19 protein-coding genes are annotated in these 22,025 nt (G+C 61.2%); 9 read left to right on the forward strand and 10 right to left on the reverse strand.

All coding sequences use genetic code 11. The annotated features are described in order from the left end of the window. Positions 1 to 35: 35 nt before the first annotated feature. Positions 36 to 734, reverse strand: a complete 699-nt coding sequence (locus FNU79_RS05510; RefSeq protein ID WP_143719878.1) for a 16S rRNA (uracil(1498)-N(3))-methyltransferase — start codon at positions 732 to 734, stop codon at positions 36 to 38. A gap of 13 nt (positions 735 to 747) precedes the next feature. Beyond that, positions 748 to 1,566, reverse strand: a complete 819-nt coding sequence (locus FNU79_RS05515; RefSeq protein WP_143719879.1) for a 50S ribosomal protein L11 methyltransferase — start codon at positions 1,564 to 1,566, stop codon at positions 748 to 750. A gap of 70 nt (positions 1,567 to 1,636) precedes the next feature. Here FNU79_RS05515 and proC point away from each other — a divergent pair, with 70 nt between their 5' ends. Beyond that, a complete protein-coding gene (gene proC, locus FNU79_RS05520) occupies positions 1,637 to 2,428 on the forward strand; it encodes a pyrroline-5-carboxylate reductase (RefSeq protein ID WP_143719880.1) in 792 nt (263 codons plus the stop codon). A gap of 60 nt (positions 2,429 to 2,488) precedes the next feature. Further along, positions 2,489 to 3,031 (forward strand): hypothetical protein, encoded by a 543-nt coding sequence (locus tag FNU79_RS05525; RefSeq protein WP_143719881.1) that lies wholly within the window; start codon positions 2,489 to 2,491, stop codon positions 3,029 to 3,031. Between the two features lie 78 nt (positions 3,032 to 3,109). Here FNU79_RS05525 and FNU79_RS05530 read toward each other — a convergent pair whose 3' ends face one another. The 3 genes from FNU79_RS05530 to hisD all read right to left on the reverse strand — a co-directional run bounded on the left by FNU79_RS05530 (position 3,110) and on the right by hisD (position 6,822). Further along, the gene (locus FNU79_RS05530; RefSeq protein ID WP_225429895.1) at positions 3,110 to 3,754 is read right to left on the reverse strand and encodes a glycosyltransferase family 2 protein; all 645 of its coding nucleotides are present in this window, start codon (positions 3,752 to 3,754) and stop codon (positions 3,110 to 3,112) included. Positions 3,755 to 3,862: 108 nt separating this feature from the next. Beyond that, positions 3,863 to 5,254, reverse strand: coding sequence for a hypothetical protein (locus FNU79_RS05535; RefSeq protein ID WP_143719882.1), 1,392 nt, complete (start codon positions 5,252 to 5,254; stop codon positions 3,863 to 3,865). Between the two features lie 251 nt (positions 5,255 to 5,505). Continuing rightward, complete coding sequence (hisD, locus tag FNU79_RS05540) at positions 5,506 to 6,822, reverse strand: histidinol dehydrogenase (protein ID WP_143719883.1); 1,317 nt, start codon at positions 6,820 to 6,822, stop codon at positions 5,506 to 5,508. Between the two features lie 278 nt (positions 6,823 to 7,100). Here hisD and FNU79_RS05545 point away from each other — a divergent pair, with 278 nt between their 5' ends. The 5 genes from FNU79_RS05545 (at position 7,101) to FNU79_RS05565 (ending at position 15,244) form a co-directional block, all read left to right on the forward strand. Next, complete coding sequence (locus FNU79_RS05545; RefSeq protein WP_143719884.1) at positions 7,101 to 7,709, forward strand: TetR/AcrR family transcriptional regulator; 609 nt, start codon at positions 7,101 to 7,103, stop codon at positions 7,707 to 7,709. Positions 7,710 to 7,866: 157 nt separating this feature from the next. Next, positions 7,867 to 9,318: a TolC family protein gene (locus FNU79_RS05550; RefSeq protein ID WP_143719885.1), complete on the forward strand. Its 1,452-nt coding sequence runs from the start codon at positions 7,867 to 7,869 to the stop codon at positions 9,316 to 9,318. Continuing rightward, a complete protein-coding gene (locus FNU79_RS05555; protein WP_143719886.1) occupies positions 9,315 to 10,406 on the forward strand; it encodes a TolC family protein in 1,092 nt (363 codons plus the stop codon). The genes FNU79_RS05550 and FNU79_RS05555 overlap by 4 nt, the downstream gene beginning before the upstream one ends. Further along, positions 10,406 to 11,686 (forward strand): efflux RND transporter periplasmic adaptor subunit, encoded by a 1,281-nt coding sequence (locus tag FNU79_RS05560; RefSeq protein ID WP_143719887.1) that lies wholly within the window; start codon positions 10,406 to 10,408, stop codon positions 11,684 to 11,686. The genes FNU79_RS05555 and FNU79_RS05560 overlap by 1 nt, the downstream gene beginning before the upstream one ends. Positions 11,687 to 11,689: 3 nt before the next feature. Then, complete coding sequence (locus FNU79_RS05565; RefSeq protein ID WP_225429896.1) at positions 11,690 to 15,244, forward strand: efflux RND transporter permease subunit; 3,555 nt, start codon at positions 11,690 to 11,692, stop codon at positions 15,242 to 15,244. Positions 15,245 to 15,305: 61 nt separating this feature from the next. Here FNU79_RS05565 and FNU79_RS05570 read toward each other — a convergent pair whose 3' ends face one another. From FNU79_RS05570 to FNU79_RS05590, 5 genes are all read right to left on the reverse strand, one after another. After that, positions 15,306 to 16,301 carry a hypothetical protein gene (locus FNU79_RS05570; protein ID WP_143719888.1) on the reverse strand — a complete coding sequence of 332 codons (996 nt, stop codon included), beginning with the start codon at positions 16,299 to 16,301 and terminating at the stop codon, positions 15,306 to 15,308. Positions 16,302 to 16,381: 80 nt separating this feature from the next. Continuing rightward, positions 16,382 to 16,690 carry a hypothetical protein gene (locus tag FNU79_RS05575; RefSeq protein WP_124867069.1) on the reverse strand — a complete coding sequence of 103 codons (309 nt, stop codon included), beginning with the start codon at positions 16,688 to 16,690 and terminating at the stop codon, positions 16,382 to 16,384. A gap of 40 nt (positions 16,691 to 16,730) precedes the next feature. After that, the gene (locus tag FNU79_RS05580; protein ID WP_143719889.1) at positions 16,731 to 17,876 is read right to left on the reverse strand and encodes a M20 family metallopeptidase; all 1,146 of its coding nucleotides are present in this window, start codon (positions 17,874 to 17,876) and stop codon (positions 16,731 to 16,733) included. Between the two features lie 284 nt (positions 17,877 to 18,160). Next, complete coding sequence (gene zapE, locus FNU79_RS05585) at positions 18,161 to 19,180, reverse strand: cell division protein ZapE (protein WP_143719890.1); 1,020 nt, start codon at positions 19,178 to 19,180, stop codon at positions 18,161 to 18,163. A gap of 36 nt (positions 19,181 to 19,216) precedes the next feature. After that, positions 19,217 to 20,212 (reverse strand): type I phosphomannose isomerase catalytic subunit, encoded by a 996-nt coding sequence (locus FNU79_RS05590; RefSeq protein ID WP_143719891.1) that lies wholly within the window; start codon positions 20,210 to 20,212, stop codon positions 19,217 to 19,219. Positions 20,213 to 20,284: 72 nt separating this feature from the next. Here FNU79_RS05590 and FNU79_RS05595 point away from each other — a divergent pair, with 72 nt between their 5' ends. Further along, a complete protein-coding gene (locus FNU79_RS05595) occupies positions 20,285 to 20,524 on the forward strand; it encodes a hypothetical protein (protein ID WP_143719892.1) in 240 nt (79 codons plus the stop codon). A gap of 210 nt (positions 20,525 to 20,734) precedes the next feature. Continuing rightward, entirely contained in the window at positions 20,735 to 22,009 is a 1,275-nt protein-coding gene (locus FNU79_RS05600) for a DUF262 domain-containing protein (RefSeq protein ID WP_143719893.1), read from the forward strand. Positions 22,010 to 22,025 lie beyond the last annotated feature (16 nt).

A 22,025-nucleotide genomic window follows, 5' to 3' on the forward strand; every position in this document is an offset into this window, starting at 1 on the left:
CCAGCGTAGCAAAGGAGCGGACAGGATAAGCAGCTTTACACGCCGCTGGCCGCCAAAGCCCCCAAGAGGGCCAGCGGCGCGGTTTCGGCCCGCAGAATACGGGGGCCAAGCGTAATCGGCGCGGCTCCGAGGCGGCTGAGCTGGGCCAAATCTTCCGGCGCAAAGCCGCCTTCAGGGCCGCTGATAAGGGTCAGGGCGCTTGTCCACGTCACCTGCTCCAGCAACTTGCCGGGGCTGCCGGGGTGGGCATAAAAGCACTGGCCCGCTGCGCTCAAGGCCGAGAGCGGCAGCGGAGCCAGTACACCCGGCACCACCGCCCGCTGAGACTGCTTGGCGGCTTCCTCGGCCACCCGGCGCAGGCGAATCAGCTTATTGTCCCCAATGTCGGGCACGTCGGCGTAACGGGTGCGGAGCAGTTGGAAGGTGCTGACGCCCAGCTCGGTTCCGGCCCGCACCACGTCGCTGAGTTTGTCGCCCTTGAGCAGCGCAATCGCCAGCGTCACGGGTTGTGGGTACTCGGCGGCGCTGTCTTGGCGGCTCAGCAAACGCAGAGCAGCGCTAAAGGCGTCAAGGTGAATCAGCTCGGCCTCGCCCGCTTCACCGCTCCCGTCAAACACTTCCACGCTGTCGCCCACGCTCAGGCGCATCACCGCCAGGTGCTTGAACTCGGCGGCGCTCAGCTCCATCTGCTCGCTGAGGGCAGCGACTTTGACGCGGTGGCGGTGACGGGCCATTAGAGGGGGGCCATCAGCTTGAAAGGGCCGTCACCAGGGCCCACTCGCCGTCGAGTATTTCGGTGATGTCGCTAAAGGCTTCGCGTTCTAAGGCGGCGCGAACCATCGGTAGCCTGTCCTCCAGAATGCCGGTCAGAATCAGCGGCGAACCCGGCTGCAAAGCAGTGCGGTACGCTCCGGCCAGCAGATCGTGCAGCTCGGCAAAGAGATTGGCCACCAGCAAGGTATAAATCGGTTCGTCGTCGAGCAGATCGGGATCTAAGCTGCCTTCCTCGAATCTCAGCGTGCCGCCTTCAATCTGCACCACGCCGTCTTTAACGCTCAGCCCGTTGAGTTCAGCGTTCTCATAAGCCGCCGGAATAGTGATGGGGTCGATGTCGAGGCCCAGCACCTCAGCCGCGCCGCCGAGGGCCGCTGCCAGCGCCAGCACGCCGCTGCCGGTGCCGACGTCCAGCACCGTGCGGCCCGTCAAGTCCAGTTGACCGATGGCTTCCACGGCCAGCCGGGTGGTGGCGTGGTGGCCAGTGCCAAAGGCCATGCCGGGGTCGATCAGCAGCGGAATCTGGCCGGGCGGAACCTCGTGCGCCAGCCACGAGGGCGCGATGGTGAAGCGGCCCGCCGTCACGGGGGTCAGGCCTTTTTTCCAATCGGCTTGCCAGTCCTGGTCGGGTTCGTTCGTCCACTCGCCGTTTAAGGCCAGCGGCACCTTGGCGTCAAAATACGCCCGCAAGTGGCCGCCGCGCTCCTCCAGGCCGGTTGCGCCGGCTTCCCACAGGGCGTCGAGGTCGACTTCACGGCTCTCCAAAGTTCCGGGCAAGATATACACCAACATGCCGAGTATGGTAGCAAGCGGCGCGGCCCATGATTTAGGGCCTTCTCTGAGCGCCCGTATACTGCCCAGCATGAAACTGGCCATCGTAGGTGTGGGGAAACTGGGTTTAGCGATTTTGGAAGGGGTCTTGTCACGCGGTCTGCTGCAACCCGCAGACATCGGCATCATGGACACCAACGCGGCGCGGCTTTCCATGATCGCCGAGCGGCTCGGCACGCCCATTTTGCCGGTGGGCGAGCTGGGCGGCGCGGAGCGGGTGCTGATCAGCTTGCAGCCCCGCGTCTTTCCGGAGGCCAGCGAGTGGCTGCGGCAACCCGGTACTGGCTACATCAGCACCATGGCGGGCGTCAGCGTAGCGACCCTCTCCAAACGCCTCCTCACCGAGCGGGTGGTGCGGGTGATGCCGAATCTGGGGGCCACCATCGGGCAGTCGCAAACTGCCATTACGGGTCTGGACGAAGCCCAGCAGAGCGGCGACATGCAGTATGCCCACGAGGTCTTCGGCTCGGTTGGACAGGTTTATGACCTCGCCGAGCATTTATTCAACGCCTTTACCGGCATGGTCGGTTCCGGCCCCGGTTATCTGGCGGTCATTGCCGACGCGCTGGCCGACGGCGGCGTGCGAATGGGCCTGCCCCGCGCTCTGGCCCACGAACTGGCCGCCCGGCTGTTCAGTACCAGTGGCGGGTTGCTGCTTCAGCGGGCGCATCCGGCCATGCTCAAAGACGAAGTCTCTAGTCCCGGCGGAACCACCATCGCGGGCCTAGAAGTGCTGGAAAGCAGCGGCGTGCGCGGCGCGATCATCAGCACGGTGGTGGCCGCCACACTCAGAAGCGCCGAGTTGGGACGCGATCAGGAGTAACACGGATTTTGGCCCCTTTTGTGCATCTCAAGTCAGAGTGGCTCAGCTACAGTGGAAGGCATGAAACGCGGCCTTCTGCTCGCCCCTCTCCTGGCCTCGCTGCTCTCCAGCACGGTGCTGGCGGCGGGGAATTATTTTCCCAATGCGCCCTCGACGATTTGGCGCTACAGCAGCGGCGAAACGCAAGTGATCGGCCAGCCCGCCATCGTCAACGGTGTGAGCGTCATTCCCACTGCCCACCAGATCGGCGGCACCACCGTCTCCGAAGATTTGCTGGAATACCGGGGCGGCGGCGTGTACCTGCGCGGCGTCAGAATTGGCAAGCAAGTCATTTGGTACACCCCGCCGCTGACGGTCTACCCGTCCTCACCGCTGAGCTTGGGCCAGCGCTGGGAGAGCAGCAGTGGGGGGATCAAGCTCAGCAGCCGGGTAATGGGCAACGAGCCACTCAGCCTGCCTGCCGGAAACTTCAACGCCCTGCTGATTCGCAGCGACGTGAGCAGCGGCAAAAGCACCTCCACCCAGTACAGCTACTTTGTGCCGGGATTGGGAGTGGTGCGCTATCAGGCGGCAGGCGGGCAAGTGGTGGACTTGGTGAAGTGAGGAGTGGCGTCTTGTAAGGCGTCCGTTCACGACGATGAGAGGAGTTGGCGTCGCTGGATGCAGCCAGCTCAACACCTCTCAGCCGCCCTTCTCGGCCTTTTTCTTGCGGCGCTTGAAGCCGAACAAGTCGATATACATTTTGGTGCGGTAACGCGCTCCCTTCCAAAAGCCACGCTTTTTTTCTTTCATGACCTGCTTGAGATTGGGGAGTTCGACGTAGTCCCACTTGATGTGCTGCTCTTTGAGGGCCGCCGTGATCGCCGGTTCGGGCCACCGCTCCGCGCCGAGGTGCGGCACCGAAAGCAGCCACGCCCGCGCACAAGCCCGCTGTCCACTGAGGTGCGGCGTGAGCTTGTTGCCGAGGTCGGTGATCAGGCCTCCGCCGTCAAAAATGCCGATGCTCATGCCGAGTTTGCCGGACAGCACTGGACTCAGCAAAATGTCGAGGTGTTCGCGCTTGAGGCCCACCAAGTCGGCGTCGAGCATCACCACATAGTCGGCAGTGGTAGCCTGAAGCGCGGCTTTGAGAGCTGGCCCTTTGCCCGCATTGTGCGGCAGCTCGACCACCTGAGCGCCCGCCGCCCGCGCGACTTCGGCGGTGTTGTCGGTGCTGCCGTCGGAGGCCACCACCACGTCGCCGGTTAAGCTCAGCGCCGCCTGAATCACGTCTGTTACGGTTTCAGCTTCGTTGAAGGCGGGGATGACGACGGCGACACTTGGCACACGGTCATGGTACACGCAAACCGCACGGCTGGGGCCGTAGCCTTCAGCACAAAAAACAGAGAACAGCGCGGTGCCATTCTCTGATTTTGCTCTGTCTAAAGCGGGGGTTTAGTTGGTTTTGGTGTCTTTGCCAGCGTCAGTTTTGCCAGTCTCGGCACTCTGCGTATCCACTTTGGTTTCCGGTGGAGTCGTGGGTGCAGGAGTCGCCGGTGCCGCCGCCGGAGCGTCGGGAGCCACCGAAGCGCCCGCTGCGCTGCCAGTGGCCTGAGACGGCTTGGGCGAGGGTGCGGCGGCGGCGGGGGCATGGTTGACGTCTTCCATGCGCTCCAGCCAAGCCGTGCCGATCAAATTGCGGACGCTGCGGCCCGCGCCGCGCAGCCAATCCTCGGCTCCGGGGCTCACCGCTCCCACCGCGTTCAGGATGCCCTGACGCGCCGCCGGAATGCGGGCCAGCGCCACCCCGCCGCCGACCAGGAACAACACCGGCATCACGGCGCTGCTGCGGCGGCGCTTCTTGAGACCGGCCTTCTTGAGCTGCTTGTCCGTGGTTTTGGCCAGCTCTTTATTGAGAAGCTGAATGTGTTTTTCGTACTTCTTGAGCTGCTTGCCGCCGCCTTTTTTCAAGTCCTTGAACTGGGCCTCGGCTGCTTTGAGGGCGTCCGCTTTGGCCGACTGCACCTTATTGTGCACGGTGTCTTGGGCGTCGTCGGCAAACGACAGCCAAGCGCGGCGGCCTTGCTCGGCGGTCTTGGCGGCCTGCTTGGTCACTTTTTTACCTTGCTGTTTGATTTGTTTTTTGGCTTTCTTCCGTACATCTTTTTGAACGCCTTTCAGCTTTTTCTGAGCGGCTCCGCGCACGTCCTGAACTTCATCTTGAGCGGTGTCGAGGAGGCCCAGCCAAGTCTTCTTGGCATCTTTTTGGGTGTTGACGGCGGCTTTTTGTGTTCTCTGAGCCACTTTTTGAGCAGTCGCATGAGCAGTCTCTGCCGCGCCGCCGAGTTTGTGACTCAACGTGTCCTGAACGTCGCTGGCGCTGTCCAGCAAGGCGTCCCGGCGTTTGGCAGCTTCCTGCTGCACGTCTGAGAAGCGGTCTTGCACGCTGCTCTGGACAGTGGAAGCCGTTTTGGCGGCGGCAGCAGCAGCCTCAGCGGCGCGGTGGGCGATGTCGCCGCGCAAATCCGAAGTGCTGTCAAAGAGCTGCTGGCCGCGCACGGCGGCTTGCTCGCGCACGTCGGCCAACAGACCGGGCAAATGGTCTTGGGCGTTCGCAGCGACTTTTTTGGCTTCCTCGGTGAGTTCGCCGGCCCTCACTGCGACCGTATGAGCCGCTTGCTGAGCGGCGGGGGCCACCGTTTCGTCGAGCAAGGTATAAGCGCCCGAGGCCGCGTCCTGTACGAGTCCGGCGATTTTGGCGCGGGCCGAGGGGCTGGCCAGCAGCGCCGTTAAGCCGCCGAGCAGCAGCAAGCTACTCTTGGAAATACCGCTTTGAGGTTGGGGCATGTGTTTCTCCTTTGGGGGGGTGGTCATCTGGCTTTTTTGTGCTGAGCCGCTCCTGTTGGCGGGTAGACTCAGCGCTCCATCCCACCATTGTGGGGGCAAAGATGAGAAATGAAGCTCCATTTTTCTTAGGATCGGCTTAAGAACTCAGCGAGTGGAGAATGGGAAAAAGGAGAGAGGGCATTGACCTTTCCCCTCTCCCGGCGCGGAACTGGCCTCAAGAAAAATCTTGAGCCAACCCTCGTTCCCTTAACTCAGTCCTGCTCACTCAAACGGCTTTCGATGGCGCGGGCGTGGGCTTCCAAGCCTTCGGCGCGGGCCAGCACGGTGGCGGCGGGGCCGATTTGCGCCAGTTCGACGGCGTTGACGCCCACCACGCTAATAATCGTTTGAAAATCGCGGACGTTGACCGGACTCATGAAGCGGGCGGTGCCGCCAGTCGGCATGACGTGGCTGGGGCCAGCCACATAATCGCCCAGCGCTTCCATGCTGGCCTCGCCCACAAAGACGCCGCCCGCACGCCGCACCCCGCCGAGCAAACTCCACGGATCGCGGGTCAGCAGGCAGAGGTGTTCGGGCGCGTAGAGGTTGGAGAGTTCCAGCGCTTCAGTGAGGTCACTCGCCAGCACGATTTTCATGCGGCCCTGAATGCTGTCACGCGCCCAACTTCTATTGGGTTCCGGTAAGGCTTCGAGCTGCCCGCCGATTTCGGCTTGCACCTGGGTCAGCAGTTCGCGGCTGGTACTCACCAGTACCGGCTCAGCGCCCAGGTGCTCGGCTTGGGCCAGCAGATCGGCGGCCACGTAGCGCGGCGAAGCGGTGTCGTCGGCGATCACCAGCGTTTCGGTGGGGCCAGCCAGACTTTCGATGCCGACTTGCCCGAACACCAGTTTCTTGGCGATCACCACGAACAAATTGCCGGGGCCGGCCACTTTGTCCACCCTCGGAATACTCTGGGTACCGTAGGCCAGCGCAGCAATCGCCTGCGCTCCGCCGACCCGGAACAGCTGCGAGATGCCGAGTTCACGCGCCGCCACCACGATGGCCGGGTGAATCTGGCCCTCGCGGTTAGGCGGGGTGGTCACGATAATCTCGGGCACGCCTGCGACCAGCGCGGGCACGGCGGTGTGAATCAGGGTGCTGATCAGCGGTGCGAGGCCCCCCGGCACATATACGCCCACCCGTGAGAGGGGGCGCACCAATTGGCCCAGCGCTCCGCCCGGCCCGTGATCGATCCAGCCGTGGGCAGGCTGCTTTTGGTAAAAATCGGTGACGCGCCGGATAGCCAGCCGAATGGCGGCGTGCAGTTCGGGGTCGATCTCGGCGGCGGCGATGTCCTCGGCGCTGACTTTCAGGGTGGGCCGGAAGCCGTCGACCTTCTGCGTCCAGTCGAGCAGGGCCTCGTCGCCGCGCACTTTGACGTCGGCCAGAATGCGCTCCACGACCTGTTCGGGCGTCAGGCGCTCACCGTAAAGCTGTTCGTTACGCGCCAGGACGCTTTCTGGCACGGGGATTTCGCTGAAGTTGCGGCTGAGTGCGTGCCTTGCGGCGTCGCCCTGAAGAATTTGCATCGGGTACGTCTCCTTGCGGGGTGGGGGAGGGGTGAAGTCAGCTTTGAGCCCATTGAGAAAGGCTGGGCAGCACCGGCTTCTAAGATAGCGGCGGCTGAAGTCGTCACAGCTTGGATGGTCTTTGCTGGCGCTTCTTCACAGAATCTTCACAACCGCTTCTCCTCCTCTTCACGCCCGACCCGTACTGTCGCGCTATGCCGCTTTGTGCCCAGATCTCCCCCCAATACCACCGCCGCCAGCGCTTGACAAAACAATGGTAAGTGAGTCCATACTTACTTATGGCCCGACCACGCACCATCAGCGATCAGCAAATTGTGGACGCGGCCCGTGAAGTCTTTTTGGAACATGGTTTTTCGGCCACGACCGCTGAAATCGCTCGCCGCGCCGGCGTTTCGGAAGGCACGCTTTTTAAGCGCTTTGCCACCAAGGAGGAACTCTTCGCCCAAACTGTCGGCCTGCATCACGTTCACGACTGGCACAAAGAGATGCGGGCGCTGATCGGTAGGGGCGATATGCGCTCCAACTTGGAGCAAGTTTCTTTGCTGATCGTCACGATGGCCCGTCAGGTGTTGCCGCAACTGATGATGATGTGGTCGCGCGGCCAAGTCCCGCCGGTTCATTTCAAGGGAGGCCACGACCCGGTCAGCGCCGACACGGCCGTGATCGCTCAGTATTTGCGGGCGGAAGTCGGGCTGGGGCGGCTGCGCCCAGTGGACTGCGAAGTGGTGGCTGACGCCCTGATGGGAGCGCTGACCAATCGCATCCACCGCGAACTCCTACAGGGCAGTGGGATCGACGCCGAGTACTTTGTCAAGACGATGCTGGATTTCTGGTGGCCGGGCTTGGCACCGCCGGCACCCCAAGATCCTTCATCCAAAAGTGAGTAGACACACGCTAGACCAAACCGTTAGAACAAATTGCTGCGCCCGAACTGCCTTCCCGCCCTCCTTCTTTGTTTTGACTGCTCCGCCGAGGTGAATGCGCTTGAACGCTCTCCCACGAACTTCCCCGCTTGTCCGGAGCCGCACGGCCAACCAGAGCACCGTGACACTGAGTGCCGCGCTGCTGTGCGCGTCGCTGCTCGGTTCGGCTCTGTTCGGCTCTGCGCTGGCCCAAACGGCTCCGTTGGCTGCGCCGCCCGTGACGGCCACCCCCGCCGCCGCGCCCACACCGCCCGCCGCGCTGGTCAATCCGGTGCTGAACTTTGACCAAGTGCAGCAGGCCATCAAGACCTCTCCCGGCTGGCGCAGCGCCGAGGAAAATTACCGCGCCGCACAGTACAACCTCGACGCCGCCCGCGCCCGCACCGGACTCAGCCTCAGTGTGGGAGCCAGCGCGACGGCAGGCAAAACCCCGCTGGACGGCGGCGATTACAAGGCCGCCGCCACCCTGACCGGCCAAGTCGGGGCCGCCGTATTGCCGTGGGGCAGCGCCTTTGATCCGCTTCGCGCCGCTGAGCGTGCGCTGAGCCGCGCCGCCTTTGACTTGCAGGAGAGCCGCCAAACGCTGCTGCTCACTGCCCTGCAAAATTATCTGGCCGCCCAGAGCGCTGCCACGCAGGAAACGCTTACCGCTGCTCAAGCGGCGCTGGCCGCCAAGCAGCTCGACGCCGCCCAAGTTCAGCGCCAGAACAACTTGCTGAGCTTGGAGGGCCTGCTCGACCGACAGGGCAATTTGGAAAACGCCCAAGCCAGCGCCATTGCCGCGCAGGCCAACCGCGAAATCACCCAGCGGCAACTGCTCAGCGACTTGGGGCTGGACGTGGGCCTGAACCTCAAGTTAGTGCTGCCCAGTCGGGCGGCCTTGCCCGACGCGCCCGCACCTGTCGAAGACTTGCTTGCCCAGGCTTTGCAGGGCCGCAGCGAGGTTCAAAAAGCCGCCTCGCAACTCGAAGACGCCCGCGCCACCGTGGTGAGCGCCCAGCGCGACCGGTTGCCGGGGTTGTCGGCCAATCTCAATTACGGCGAACTCGGCGGCACAGGTGGGCGCAGCGTGAGCGGCAGCCTCGACTTCAAGACCGGCGTGACGGGCGCTCAAATCAGCTTTCCGCTCAAGGCCAGTGAAACGCCGATTCCCACTTCGCTTTCGCTGGGCCTGAGTGGCAGCTTTAACGTGCTGGGCAGTGCGGCGAGCGCGGCGATTGCCAGTGCCCAGAGCAGCCAGCGCAGCGCCGAGCTGGCCCTGCAAAGCGCCCGCACCAGCGTCGAGCTCGACGTGCGGCGCAAAGACAACGACGCGCTGAGCACCCGCCGTTTGGTGGAAGTGCAGCAGACCGCGCTGACCCGCGCCCAGACCGCGCTGGCCTCGGCCCGCGCCCGCTTGGAGGCTGGACTTGGTACCGCGCTTGACGTGCAGGTCGCCGATGTGGCGGTGCAAAACGCCCAAGCCAGTTTTGACCAAGCCGTCAGCAACGCCTACCTCGCCAAATTGCAACTCGACAAAGCCGCCGCCCGCTTCAACGCCGCCCTCATTCTCACCGCCGGAGCCAAACCATGACCCCACACACCCCAGTCCGTCACGCTGCCAACCGTCCCCGTCCGTTTGCCCTCAACACCCTGGCGCTTCTGGCCACCCTCAGCCTCGCGGCGCAGGCGACGGCGCAGACGAGCGCCGTTACGCTCGACCTCGCCAGCGCCGTGACCCGCGCCATTGCCAACGGGCCGGACGTGAACACCAGCCGCGCCAACTTGCAAAAAGCGCAGGCCAACAGCAAAGCCGTGCAGGCCGATCCGACCAGCATCATCACCGATCAGCTGGCCGCTCAGCAGACGCTGCAAAGCGCCACGGTGGGCATTGCCAACACCAAACTCAGCGTGATGCAAACGGTGATCTCGCAGTACCTCGGCATTTACGAAGCCGACCAGCGCACCAGCCTCAACGCCGCGCAGGTCAACTTTTACAGCCGCAGCCTGCAAATTGCCCAGGCCCGGCTTGCCGCCAAAGTCGCCACCCAACTCGACGTGACCAAGGCCCAAAACAGCCTCAGCAGCAACCAGCAAGAGCTGGCTGACGCCAAAGCCCAGCGCCCGATTGCCGCCGCTCAGCTCACCAAAACCTTGGGCCTGGGCCAGACCGCCGTGACGGTCAAAGACCCGGCTGCGCCGCCTGCGCTCAGCTCCACTCTGGCCTCGCTGCAAACTGGCCTCGATGACCGCTTGCCGTCGCTGGTGCAGGCGGCCAACGCGGTGCAGACCGCCCAACTTCAGGTCAAGGTTTCCGACAATGACTACACCCCGGCCCGCACCCTGCAAGACGCCCAAACCGCGCTCAGCAATGCCCAGCGCGACCTCGACAGTGGCCGCAAAGTCGCCCTGACCGCCCTGAACGACGCTTACCGCGCCGCCCAAAACGCCCGTGAACAAGTCGGCATCAGCGCGGCCAGCTTGGCGGCCCAGCAAACCAGCCTCAATCAGGCCCAAGCCCGCCTCAAAGCCGGAACAGCCGCCGCCATCGACGTGCAAAATGCCCAGGTTCTGTTGCTCTCGGCTCAGTTCGCGCTGACGCAGGCCCAAGACAACTCTTGGAAAGCGCTGGCCGCGCTCTCGGTGGCGGCGGGTAAAGATGTCACCGGCTTGGTGCAGTAATGCCTACGGCTAGCCGGTTTACCGCTGCCCCGCTCGCGTTGACCTTGCTCAGCGCTACCCTCCTGCTCGGGGCCTGCACCAAGCCCGCCGCCGACACACAAAAAGCGGACGCCAAGCCCAGCACCTCCAGCACCAATAATCTGGACGCCGCGCCGCCCAAGACCAATGCTCTCAAAGTCGGTGCCATCACGCCCAAGCAGGGCAAGCTGAACGTGAGCCGCACCTCCAGCGCCACCATCACCGCTGCCCAAGACAGCCAGGTGGCGGCCCTGACCGGCGGCGCGGTAACGCAGGTGCTGGCGGTGGCGGGCCAGAGCGTCAAAGCGGGCGACGTGGTGGTGCAACTCGATACCTCGGCCCTGCGCCAAACCTTGGAGAGCGCCCAGCTTCAGCTTCAAAGCGCCCAGATCAACCTGGCCCAAACCCAGCGCAACACCAATCAGGGCGATCCGCAGCTTCAATCGGCGCTGGCGGCGGCGCAGGCCAACGCCGACAAAGCCCAGCAAGACGTCACGGCCAACCGCAATTTGCTGAGCCTCGGCGGCATCAGCGCGGCTGATCTCAAAGCCAGTGAGGCCGCGCTGGCCCAAACCCAGTCGGCGCTCTCGCTGGCCAAAAACAACCTGACCCAAAACGGCCAGAGCGGCAGCGGCAGCTTGGCCCTGCTGCAAAATCAGGTCAAGAGCGCTCAGGTGTCGGTGGGGCAAGCGCAGGAAAATCTGGTGAAAGCCAGCGTCCGCGCTCCCTTTTCCGGCACCGTGGCCAGCGTCAGTGCCAAGCTCGGCGAATATGTCAACACCGGCACGGCCGTGTTTAGATTGGTGGACGGCAGCAGCCTGACCGCCGACTTCAACGTGTCGCCCAGCGACGCCGCCGCGTTGGTGGCCGGAAGCAAGCTCAACTTCGACTACGGCGGCAAAACCTACCTCGCCGTGATCAAGGAGGGAGACCGGGTGACAGGCAGTGACCGACTCGTGCCGCTGACCACCCGCTTGTTCGGCGCGAGCGCTAGCAACTTGCCAGTGGGCGGCGTGGGCCAGATGCGCTACCGCGTCTCGCTGGCGTCCGGGGCACTGCTGCCCAGCGGCGCGATTCAAAACGACAGCGGCGACAATGCCGTTTACTTGGTCAAAGGAGACGCAGCCCAGCGCCAGACCGTCAAAATTTTGGCTGAGTCGCAGGGCCAAGTGGCGGTCAGCGGCATACCGAGCGGAGCGCAAGTCATCTATCCGGTGCCGCCGAGCCTCCAAGACGGCGCGAGTATCAAGGTCGGTGAATAAAGTATGGCGGATCAGCCCAAAGGTGACGGCCCTTCAGAGAAGAGCAATTTAATCGGCAACATGCGCTCCAGGATGAAGGCCAGACAGGAGCAGAACGCGGCGACTCCCGTCAATCTGAGCAAGGGGGGTCAAGCCGCGCCGACGGACTCCCGTTCGTCTGGCTCACAGCCGCCTGGCCCGCACTCCTCCGAGCCGCTGCCCAAAATCAATCCGGCCATCAGTTTCAGCGTGTCGCGCTACGTCTTTTCAATTGGTGTGTTCGTGGCCGTGGTGCTGCTGGGCCTGCTCAACACCACCCGTCTCGGCGTGGAACTGCTCCCAAACTTTGAAGTGCCGATCTTGGCGGTGTCTACCAGTTACAGTGGCGCGACCCCTGACCAAGTCGACCGCGAGATTTCGCGCAAAATCGAAGACGCCATTAGCACCATCAGCGGCGTCTCGGACATTCGCTCGACCAGTACCAGCGGCCAGAGCGCCGTAATCATCACCTTTCAAGACGGCACCAATATCGATTCGGCGGCCAACAGCGTTTCTCAGTCGGTGGCGGCCATTCGCGGCACCTTGCCGAGTGACGCCAACGCGCCCATCGTGCAGAAATTTGATCCCAACGCCCAGCCGATTTTGACTTTGGCCCTTCAGGGCGGCACGGCGCGGGCCGCCGACGTGACCACCTACGCCAGTGACGTGTTGGTGCCGCGCCTTCAGCGGGTGGCAGGCGTGGCCGACATCACCGTATCGGGCGGGCCGACTCGCCAAATTCAGGTGCTGATCGACCCGGCCAAGTTGCAAAGCTACAACCTGACTCCGGCCCGGCTGACTCAGGCCATCAGCACCTCGGCCTTAGACCTTCCCGCCGGATCACTGACCCAAAACGGCAATTCCATCGGCTTTTCGACCCGCAACACACCCACCAGCGTGCAGGGCGTGGGGCGCATCATCGTCGATCCGCAAACCGGATTGACCGTCAGCGACGTGGCCACCGTGCGCGACACCTCGGCGGCGGCTACCAGTTACGCCCGCTTCAACGGCCAGCCCGCCGTGCTGCTGGGCGTGCGGAAGGCTTCGGGCACCAACTCGGTCTCGGTGGCCGACAGCGTGCGGGCCAGCATGGAAAGCGTCAAGTTGCCGCAGGGCTACAGCCTGTCCCTCTCCGAAGACTCGACCCGCACCACCCGCGCCACCGTCAACGACACCTTCAAGGAATTTTTGATCGGTATCGCGGCGGTGGGCGTGGTCGTGCTGCTGTTCTTGGGGCGGCTCAATACCGTCTTTGCGGTGGTGCTGGCCATTCCCATCTCGATCAGCGCCGCGCCGCTGCTCTATAACCTGTTCGGCTTTACCTTCAACCTGATTTCACTGCTGGCCATCATCGTGGCCATCGGCATCGTGGTCGACGATTCCATCGTGGTAGCCGAGAACGTGCAGCGTTACCGTGACCTCGGCTATGACCGACTCAAATCGGTACTCTACGGCGGCTCGGAAGTGTTTAGCGCCGTCACCGCTGCCAGCTTTTCTTTGCTGGCCGTGCTGGTGCCGCTGAGCTTTATGCCGGGTATTCTGGGGCAATTTTTCCGGCAATTCGCTATCGGCCTGATCGCCGCGATTGCCCTGAGTTGGCTGGAATCGCTGCTGTTCCTGACCGTCCGGATGGCGTACACCAGTGATCCCGACCCGATTGGCTGGCCGCAGTTTGGCCGCTTGCTGGGAAGGTTTCCCGAAATTATCAAGTGGGGCTTTGCCCGCCGCACGCTGGTGAGCGCTTGGGGCATCCTCGGCTTGGTGGTGTTCGGCATCGGGCTGGCCGTGATCTCGCGTCAGGCCGGAACCGGGCCGATCATCTTCGCGGCGCTGCTGCTCTATCCACTCATCATCGGCGTCGTCCGCTACGTCCTGATGGTGTTGCTGGGCCTCCTCGAAGCTGTCACCACCACGCTGCACGGCATCGTCAACGGCGCAGTTATCCGCCTCGCCCGCGCTTATGCCCGCAGCGTGGCATGGGCCTTGCCGCGCAATTTGCTGGTCATCTTGCTGGCGGTGGCGTTCTTGCTGACCATCGCCATTCCGATTGGCAAGGTGGGCTTTGCCTTCGTGCCCAAGAGTGACGGCGGCATTCTGACGGCCAGCTTGACGCTGCCGGTGGGCACCAGTCTGGATCAAACCAACCGCGCCGCCCGCAAGATGGAAAGCTATTTGCTGGCTCAAAGTGAAGTCAAACTGGTTTCGACCAGCGTGGGCAGCGGCTCGCTTCAAGGCACCGGGGCCAACGGCAGCGCCGTCACCGTCACCCTCATCGACAAAAAGCTGCGCCCCGGCATCGACGATCTGGTGGCCAAGTACCAAGTCGGCATCAAAAAAGCGCTGGTGGGCGTGCCGGTGGGTACCCTCAGCGTGGCCGCTCAGCAAAACGGCCCCGGCGGCTCGTCGGACATCAGCTTGGCGCTCAGCGCTCCCAATCAAAATATTCTGGAAGCCAAAAACCGTGAGCTGATGCGTCAGCTCGGCCAAGACGGCAACCTCAGCAGCGCGACCAGCAGCCTGAGCGCCACCCGTCAGGAGCGTAACTTCGTGCCGAATCAGGCGCAGCTGGTCGGTTCCGGTCTGACCACTTCGGACTTGGCGCAGGCGCTGAGAAGCTACAACGACGGCAGCAAAGCCGGGAGCCTGCGCGACGGCGACAACAGCGTGGACATCGTGGTCAAGCTCGATCCCAGCTTGCTGCAAACCGAGCAGTCGCTGCTCTCGCAGACGGTGTATTCCTCGGCGCTGTCGGCCAACGTGCCTCTCTCCAGCCTCGGCAGCTTCCGGCTCCAGCAAGCGCCCGCGACGCTCAACCGCTTCAACAAGGCTTACACCGCCACCATCGACATCAACCTCAAAAAGGGCGGCCCCAACGCTTTTTCTTATCAGCAAACCATCGTGAGTAACGCCACCAAAGCGGGCATTCTCGGAAACGGCGTGGCGCTGGGCAACGCATCGAGCTTCGGCTCGGCGGGCTTGACCGGCAACTTGGTGGTCTACGGCCCCGCCGTGCTGGTGCTGGCCATCCTCATGACCTACTTGGTGCTGGGTAGCCAGTTCAACTCGTTCCGTTACCCGCTTTACTTGCTCCTGCCGGTGCCGCTGGCTATCGTCGGCGCGGTCTGGACTCTCTTTTTCTTCAAGACCTCGCTGGACGTGATTACCATTCTGGGCATGGTGATTTTGCTGGGCCTCGCCACCAAAAACTCGATTTTGTACCTCGAATTCGTGGTGGAGCGCATGAAGCACTTGCCCATCAAGGAAGCGCTGATCGAAGCCGCTGAACTGCGTTTCCGGCCCATCATCATGACCACCATCACCGTATTGGTCATCTCCATTCCGCTGATCTTCGGCGGCGGCGAGGGCGCGGAATTTCGGCGCGGCTTGGGCATCGTGATCATGGGCGGTGTGATTACCGGCACGCTGCTGACCTTCTATGTGGTGCCGAGCGTGTTTTACCGCTTCGAGCGCAACAGACAACAGCCGCGTGAAGTGCAGGCCGAAGTTCTGCCGAGCGGAATCGCGCCCGCGACGGACTGAGCAAAAATCTTCTTGACAGCCTCCACCTGATGAGGGATGGAGGCTTTTTATTGACTGCCTCTCAATTGCCTGAGCGCACTGGCAAAGGTTCGAAGACTTTCTTGCTGACGCCGCCGAAATCGAGTTCACCAATAACGTTCAAGCTGTTATAAACGCGGTTGCTGCGGGCACGCACATTCAGCGGCAAGGTAAAGACGAGCTTGCTGCCCTCTCGCCGGAACTTTACATTCTCGCTTCCAGTTTGCCAGCCGTCTGCGCCGCCGAGTTTGAGCTTGCCTGCCTGTCCACTTTCACGGTATTCCAGTTCGTAGTTGAAACGGGCCGAGGTTGGAAAATTTCCATTGGGTACAGTGTCGATCACCAGATCGCATAGGTGCGCCCGGCCCGCTATCAGGCCCGTCCGAACGACTCCGCTCTCGGCGTCCCGGCAAGTCGTGAAGTACCACTGGGTAAATTTGGGGGCCGCTACGCCCGAACTGGACGTCTGGGGCATAGACCGAGCCGGGACAGCGCTGGTCGCTCCTCCGCAGCCGCGCACGCCACTCCAGGCCGTGTTAAATCCGGCAGCAGGAAACAAATAAGTCAGGGCCTGACCGCCGCTGGGCCTGTTGATCCGCACCGCTAGGCGCTTGCCACTTTGCAGGCCGCGCACCAGTTGGCCGACGACCGGGCCATAAAAACCCAGACTGCGGGTCTTGAGATTGTCCCTTTCATCCACCACGCTCACCAAATCGCTGTTGCGCAGGGTGATGGCTGGATCATTGCCCAAGCGGATGGTTACAGCAGGCTTTAAACCCTGATCAAGCTGACCTTCGGTGATTAGGTCGTTTTTGCTCCGCAGCACAGCCCATACATCAGGCTCCCCCCGGTTGGAACACTGCACCGTTAAGCGCGTGTCACCGTACTGGTCGTACTGTTCGTCTATGGCTACCACACTGGTATTGACGTCGCTGATCGGGTCAAGCGAGTACGAGTAGACGGTGTTGGTGCCAGCCACGCGGGTTGCGGCTAGAGTACCGGAAGTCAGTAAAAGAGCAAGGAGAGCAAGAGGTTTCATCTTGCTCTTATTTTATGTCTGAGTTGCTTACACCTTTATTCGTGCCGCTATCCTGAAGACCTATTGCCTGAAGATTAAGCTCACTCGCCTCTGGGCCACTCGCTGACCGGCACGAACTCCACGCCCTCAGCCTCGGTGCCGGTGATGCGGTACTTGTCGTCAAAATACACGGCGATTTCGCCCCGGTCAAAATGCTCGCTACTGACAATGCCTTTTCGCAGCACGTAGCCTTTGCCTTCCTCGGCCACGCCGATATGGGCCGCTTTGGTAAAGCGCAGCGTTACGGTATCGCCGTGCCGCAAAGTTCGCAGCCGCACGTTATAGACGCCGCCGCCCAAGTCTTTCACGTTGGGATTGGCGGGTGGTTTCTTGGCAAAAAGATTAAACATGGTTGCTCCTGAGTGACCAGCAGTTTAACCCGTAGAGGCTCTACACTTCGCGCAGCAGCGCCGTCAGCAGACGCACGTGGTCGGGCCAGCGGTCTAGGCGGATATGTTCGTGGGCCGCGTGTGCGCCGTCGCCGGGTGCGCCGAGGCCGTCGAGAGTGGGCACAAACGGCGCGGTGAAATTGCCGTCGCTGCCGCCGCCGACCACTTCCTCAGTCAAATCGAAGCCGAGGCCAGCCGCCAACTGTTTGGCCTGAGCAAAAAGCTTCATCGTGGCGGGGCTGCGTTCGAACGGTGGGCGGTTGAGCCCTCCCGAGACCTTGATCTCCACGCGGCTGTCGCGCGGCGTCAGGGCCTGCATGGCCTGAGTGATCCGCTCGCCTTCTTCCAGCGTGCTGACCCGCAGATCAATTTCAAAGCGGGCTTGGGCCGGAATCACGTTGACTGCTCCGCCGCCCGACACCGCGCCCACGCTGACCGTCGTGCCTTTTTCCGGGTCGGCCAGTGCCTGCACCGCCAAGATCTGGTGCGCCGCTTCGCTGATGGCGCTGGCTCCTTCGCGGGGCTTGTTGCCCGCGTGGGCCGCTACGCCGCGCAGTTCCACCAGAAAGTGTCCAACGCCTTTTCGCCCCGATTTGAGGGCGTGGCTGTCGGCCACCGGCGGCTCTATGACCAACACCACGCGGGCACGCTGAGCGGCCTGCTCGATCACGGCGCGGCTGTGGTGGCTGCCGATTTCCTCGTCGGGCGTCAGCAGCACCTCGATGCCGCCCGCCGGATAATTGCCTTCCAAGCTCCTCAGCGCGTAAAACAAGCCCACGATGCCGCCTTTCATGTCGTAGCTGCCGGGGCCGTAGACCCGCACCCCCTCAACTCGGAACGGCATGTCGCTGAGGCTGCCTTGCGGCCAGACCGTATCGGCGTGGGCCAGCACCAAAACACGCTTTTGCTGTGCCGCGCCGGTGTCTTCTGAAGTCCCGAACAAAAACTGCCGTGTGCCGCCGGGCAGCGCGTGGGTGTGGGCCTGTAGGTCTTTGGCCCACTGCTCCACCGCGTCCTGTACGGTGCAGACGGCCAGCATATTGGAGGTGGGCGATTCGAGCTTGACCAACTGCTCCAAGTCGCGCAGCAAGGAGACGAGCGGCTCGGCTTGAAGGTCGGGGACTGAGGGCTGAGCAGAAGAGGTCATGCCGGTAGCTTATCCGGTTTGCGTTCAATCTGTTCTCAAAATGGTGGGGTTTCATTTCGGGAGCGCCTTTCTCGGCCGCTTTTGGGCTTTCTTGCCGGCTGGGTCAGCAGGTTTTTCTTGGCGGATTGACCGGAATTCTCGTCTATTTTGGAGGGGGGAGAGGACGGCGCAGCCACACAAATACAAATCAGCCAAGCGCCGTGCGCCGAAGACCTTCATCCGACCTGCACCTACAAATGAAGACAGATCCGTGTGCCTTTGACCGACCATTATTAGTTTAGAGATTAAGCAGAAGTCTCAGACTGCGCCGCACTTTCGGTGAGAAGCTCCGACAAACGTGAGAGAGCGCGGCTGTATTTCTTTGCGTACCCTCCGTGCCGGTAATTGGAATCGAAGAGTTGGTTTAAGCCGACGCCCGTAAAGGCGGCGCTGAGGCCGAGATCGTAGAGTTTATCGACAAAATGCACGAAGCGCAGGGCCACGTTTTGATCCGGCATCGGCACCAAGCCGCGCACGCCCACCGCGCTGACGCCCGAGAGCAGCTTGGCGAAGCGCGAGGGATGCACTTCGAGCAGTAGGTGGCTGAGGTCGCGGTGCAGCAGCACAGCCAGCGTGGCCTGATCTTGCCGCTGCGCCCACGTTCCGAACTCGGCGTCGCTCATGACTTGGGCGGGCGCTGCGCCGCGCTGCCGAAAATCGGGGCCGTCTAAACCGAGGTTTTCAAAGCGTGAGGCGATGCCTTTGATCTGGCGCTCGAAGTCGCGGGCATTGAAGCGGCCCTGACCGAGTGCGCCGGGTTCGGTGTTGCTGGTGGCCACCACGCTCACGCCCTGCGGCATCAGTTGGCCGAGGAAAGTATTGGCCATGTGGGTGTTGCCGGGGTCGTCGAGTTCGAATTCGTCAATCAAGAGCAGATCATGGTCTTTGAACGTCTCCACCGCCCGCGTCATGCCCAGCGCTCCGATGAGGTACATCAGTTCCTGAAAGCTCATCAGCGCCCGCTTGCCGCTTGCTGCGTGATAAGTGCTGGCCAGCAGGTGCGTTTTGCCGACCCCGAAGCCGCCGTCCAGATAAAGGCCGCGCCCCTCAGGTTTGTGGCGCTTAAAGAGCCGAAAGCCGCTGGGTTTTTGTTTGGCCTCAGCCGCGAAAACGGCCAAAGCGTCTCTGGCCCGCGCCTGTGAGGCAAAGGCCGAATTGGGCTGGTAGTTCTCAAAGCGCACCCCCTCAAAGCGGGCGCTGGGGGCCAGCCCTTCGCTGAGCTGCTGCGGCGTGAGGCTGGGGCGGCGGGCGGTGAGGTCAAGCATGGGAGGCGGCTGGTGGGGTAAGCAGGGCGGCGGCGCTCACGGCGTCTCCTGTTCTGGCGGCAAACTGGAGCGCAGCAACTCCACGTCTTCGTCTAAGGCCCACAGCACGTAAGGGCCGGTGTGGGACGAAATCAGCACTGTCTCCAGGGCTGATAAGCGCAGCGTTTCATGGGCAGTTTCCAGTTCCAATTGCCCACTTTTGACCGTCAGGGCGTGGACACTCTGGCCGCGCGTGTGGCTCTCCAAGCGCTCCCCCGCTGCGATTTCGGCGACTTCCAAGCGGAAATAAGGGCACTCGGCCAGCGTCGCCGCTTCCGCCGATCCCAGCTTGGGTAGGGGCAGCACCTCGGCGCTGAGATCGGAGCGCGTCACCTTGAGTGCTTCCTCAAGGTGCAGGGTGCGCCCCTCACTGGCAGGCCGGTCCCAGTCGTAGACGCGGTAGGTGGTGTCGCTGCTCTGTTGAACTTCGTAAAGCAGCGTGCCCGGCCCCAGCGCGTGCAGAGTGCCCGCTGCGATGAATACCGTGTCGCCTGCTTGCACGGCTTGTTCGTCGGCCACCTCCAGCACACTGCCGCCGCGAATGGCCTGTGCCAGCGCTTCAGGCGTCGTGCCCGCTTTAACGCCCGCCAGAATCTTCGCTCCCCGGTCGGTTTTCAAAAAGTGCCACGCCTCGGTTTTGCCGAATTCGCTCCCGCCCACCAGCTCACGGGCCTGCTCGTCGTTGGGATGCACCTGCACGCTGAGCCACTCTTCGCAGTCGAGCAACTTGATCAGCAGCGGAAAGCGCCCGCCGAAGCGCCGAGAGACGCCCTGACCCAAAAAGGTGTCGCCCAATTCAGCCAGCACGTCTTTAACCGTTTGGCCGTCAAACGGCCCGCCCTCGACTTGATTGCCGTCAAACACCACCCAGGCTTCACCGATGGGCGTTTGTCCGTAGGGCACGCTTTTGAGGTGCTGGCCGCCCCACACGCGGGCGTGGTACTGGGGGCGCAGTTTGTAGAGAAAGGGCGGCAAGGCGGCGTGGTGGGTCATACTGAGCAGTCTAGAGCAGTTGTCCGCTTGCTGCGGCACCTGTCGGCGCTCCAAGCGGCTTATCATGACGCCATGAACCTACTCGCTCGAATCATTGGGATTGTCGGCGTGGTGCTGATCGTGGTGGCGCTGGCGCTGCTGTTCGGCAACGTGATCACCATCAACAAGCTCGACGCCGTCGCCTCGGCGCTGCGAACCAACGTGACTGTCAATCCGTCGCCCAGCGTCATGCTGACTTTTGGCCTCGGCACCATCGGCGGACTGCTGGCGGGCGCGGGCGGGGCGATGATGGTGCGGGGGCGGCGGGGGTAGGTCGAACTGGAATAGGTTGGAATGAAGGCTTGTACCCATACAAACCTACCCGAAAACAAGCCTGTCTTAATCCATGAGCGTGATTAGCTGGTTTGTTGGTTGGTACTGTCACTGAGATGCGAATGAGTTAGTAATTGTCCCCACGCTGTTTTTGAAAACCGACTCATTCTTTATTATATTTACGCTTAAAATATTTTACGAGGTGAACCAATGAGTGGAAAAATCGAATCCCTAACATTGACTGTCGGCCAGTTATTTAACGACAATTACACAGTTCCAATATACCAGAGAGAATATGTCTGGACGAAAAGCCAAGTCGAGCAACTCTTGGATGACATCTCAAATTCATTTGATATGGATGATTCGCCTGAGTATTTCGTCGGAAGTACAATAGTATGCAAAAATACTAAAAACCTGTATGATATAATTGACGGTCAACAAAGATTGACGACTTTGTACATAACCCTCTGTTGTCTCAGAGACGTTATCAAGGGATTTGCTGGTTCTGCTGTCGACTCAAATACCGATTTCATAAACAAGATGATCAGTGATAGTGACAATGACGATAAAGGAAACAACATTTATAGATATAGAATTAGTCTCCAGTATACGGATAGCAGGGACATTCTGGACAGATTGGCGAACGGAGATGGTGAAAAGGTCGGTTCGATTGGTTTGAGTAAGAGCATGGACAACATCTACAAAGCCTACACAAGTATAAAACAATTCATAGAAGATACATTTGGAGAAGATGGATTGGGGATTAGGGCATTTGCTGCTTATCTAAAAGATAAGGTAAATCTCATCAGAATTGAAACTAGAGATGTTAATCACGCATTGAGGATTTTCGAAACTATTAATTCAAGAGGCGTAAGCTTAAATCCAATGGATTTGCTCAAAAATCTGATATTTATGAGATCAAAAACTATTGACTTCGAAAAAATTAGCGTGAATTGGAAAGAAGCTATGGACAACATAGAAGCATCCAAAGAGCCGCCCGCTAGATTCCTTATTTATTTTGTAACAGCCTTTTATTCAGATAAGACGGTCAATGAGAACCAAATTTACGACTGGTTTCTCAAAAATCCTGAAAAATACGCTTATCCCCTCATATTCTCGAAAGATTTGCTCGAAGCTGCCAAAGCCTTTAAAAAGTATGTATCGGGGTTTAACCCTGACGGAACCGAGAACAAGTATTTGCAAAGTCTCAAACTGCAAAGCTCAAAATCAACTCGACACCTAATTTTATTACTTGCAGTGTCAAAGAAGAATACCGACTTCTCTAATGAAATCGCGAAGTTCCTGGAAAATTTGCTCTTCGTTTATATGATAACATCAACAAATACCAGAAAACTCGACACGAAATTCGTTGAGTGGGCAAGGGCAGTCAGCAAAATTAGTAAGTATCTGATTAGCGGCTTCCGGCGCTCCCGTCCAAGGACGAGGGTGCTGCTGTTAAGCTGTGGCGCATGGCTGGGACGCTGAGAGAACAGGATCTGCT

Source organism: Deinococcus detaillensis (assembly GCF_007280555.1).
Classification (GTDB): domain Bacteria; phylum Deinococcota; class Deinococci; order Deinococcales; family Deinococcaceae; genus Deinococcus; species Deinococcus detaillensis.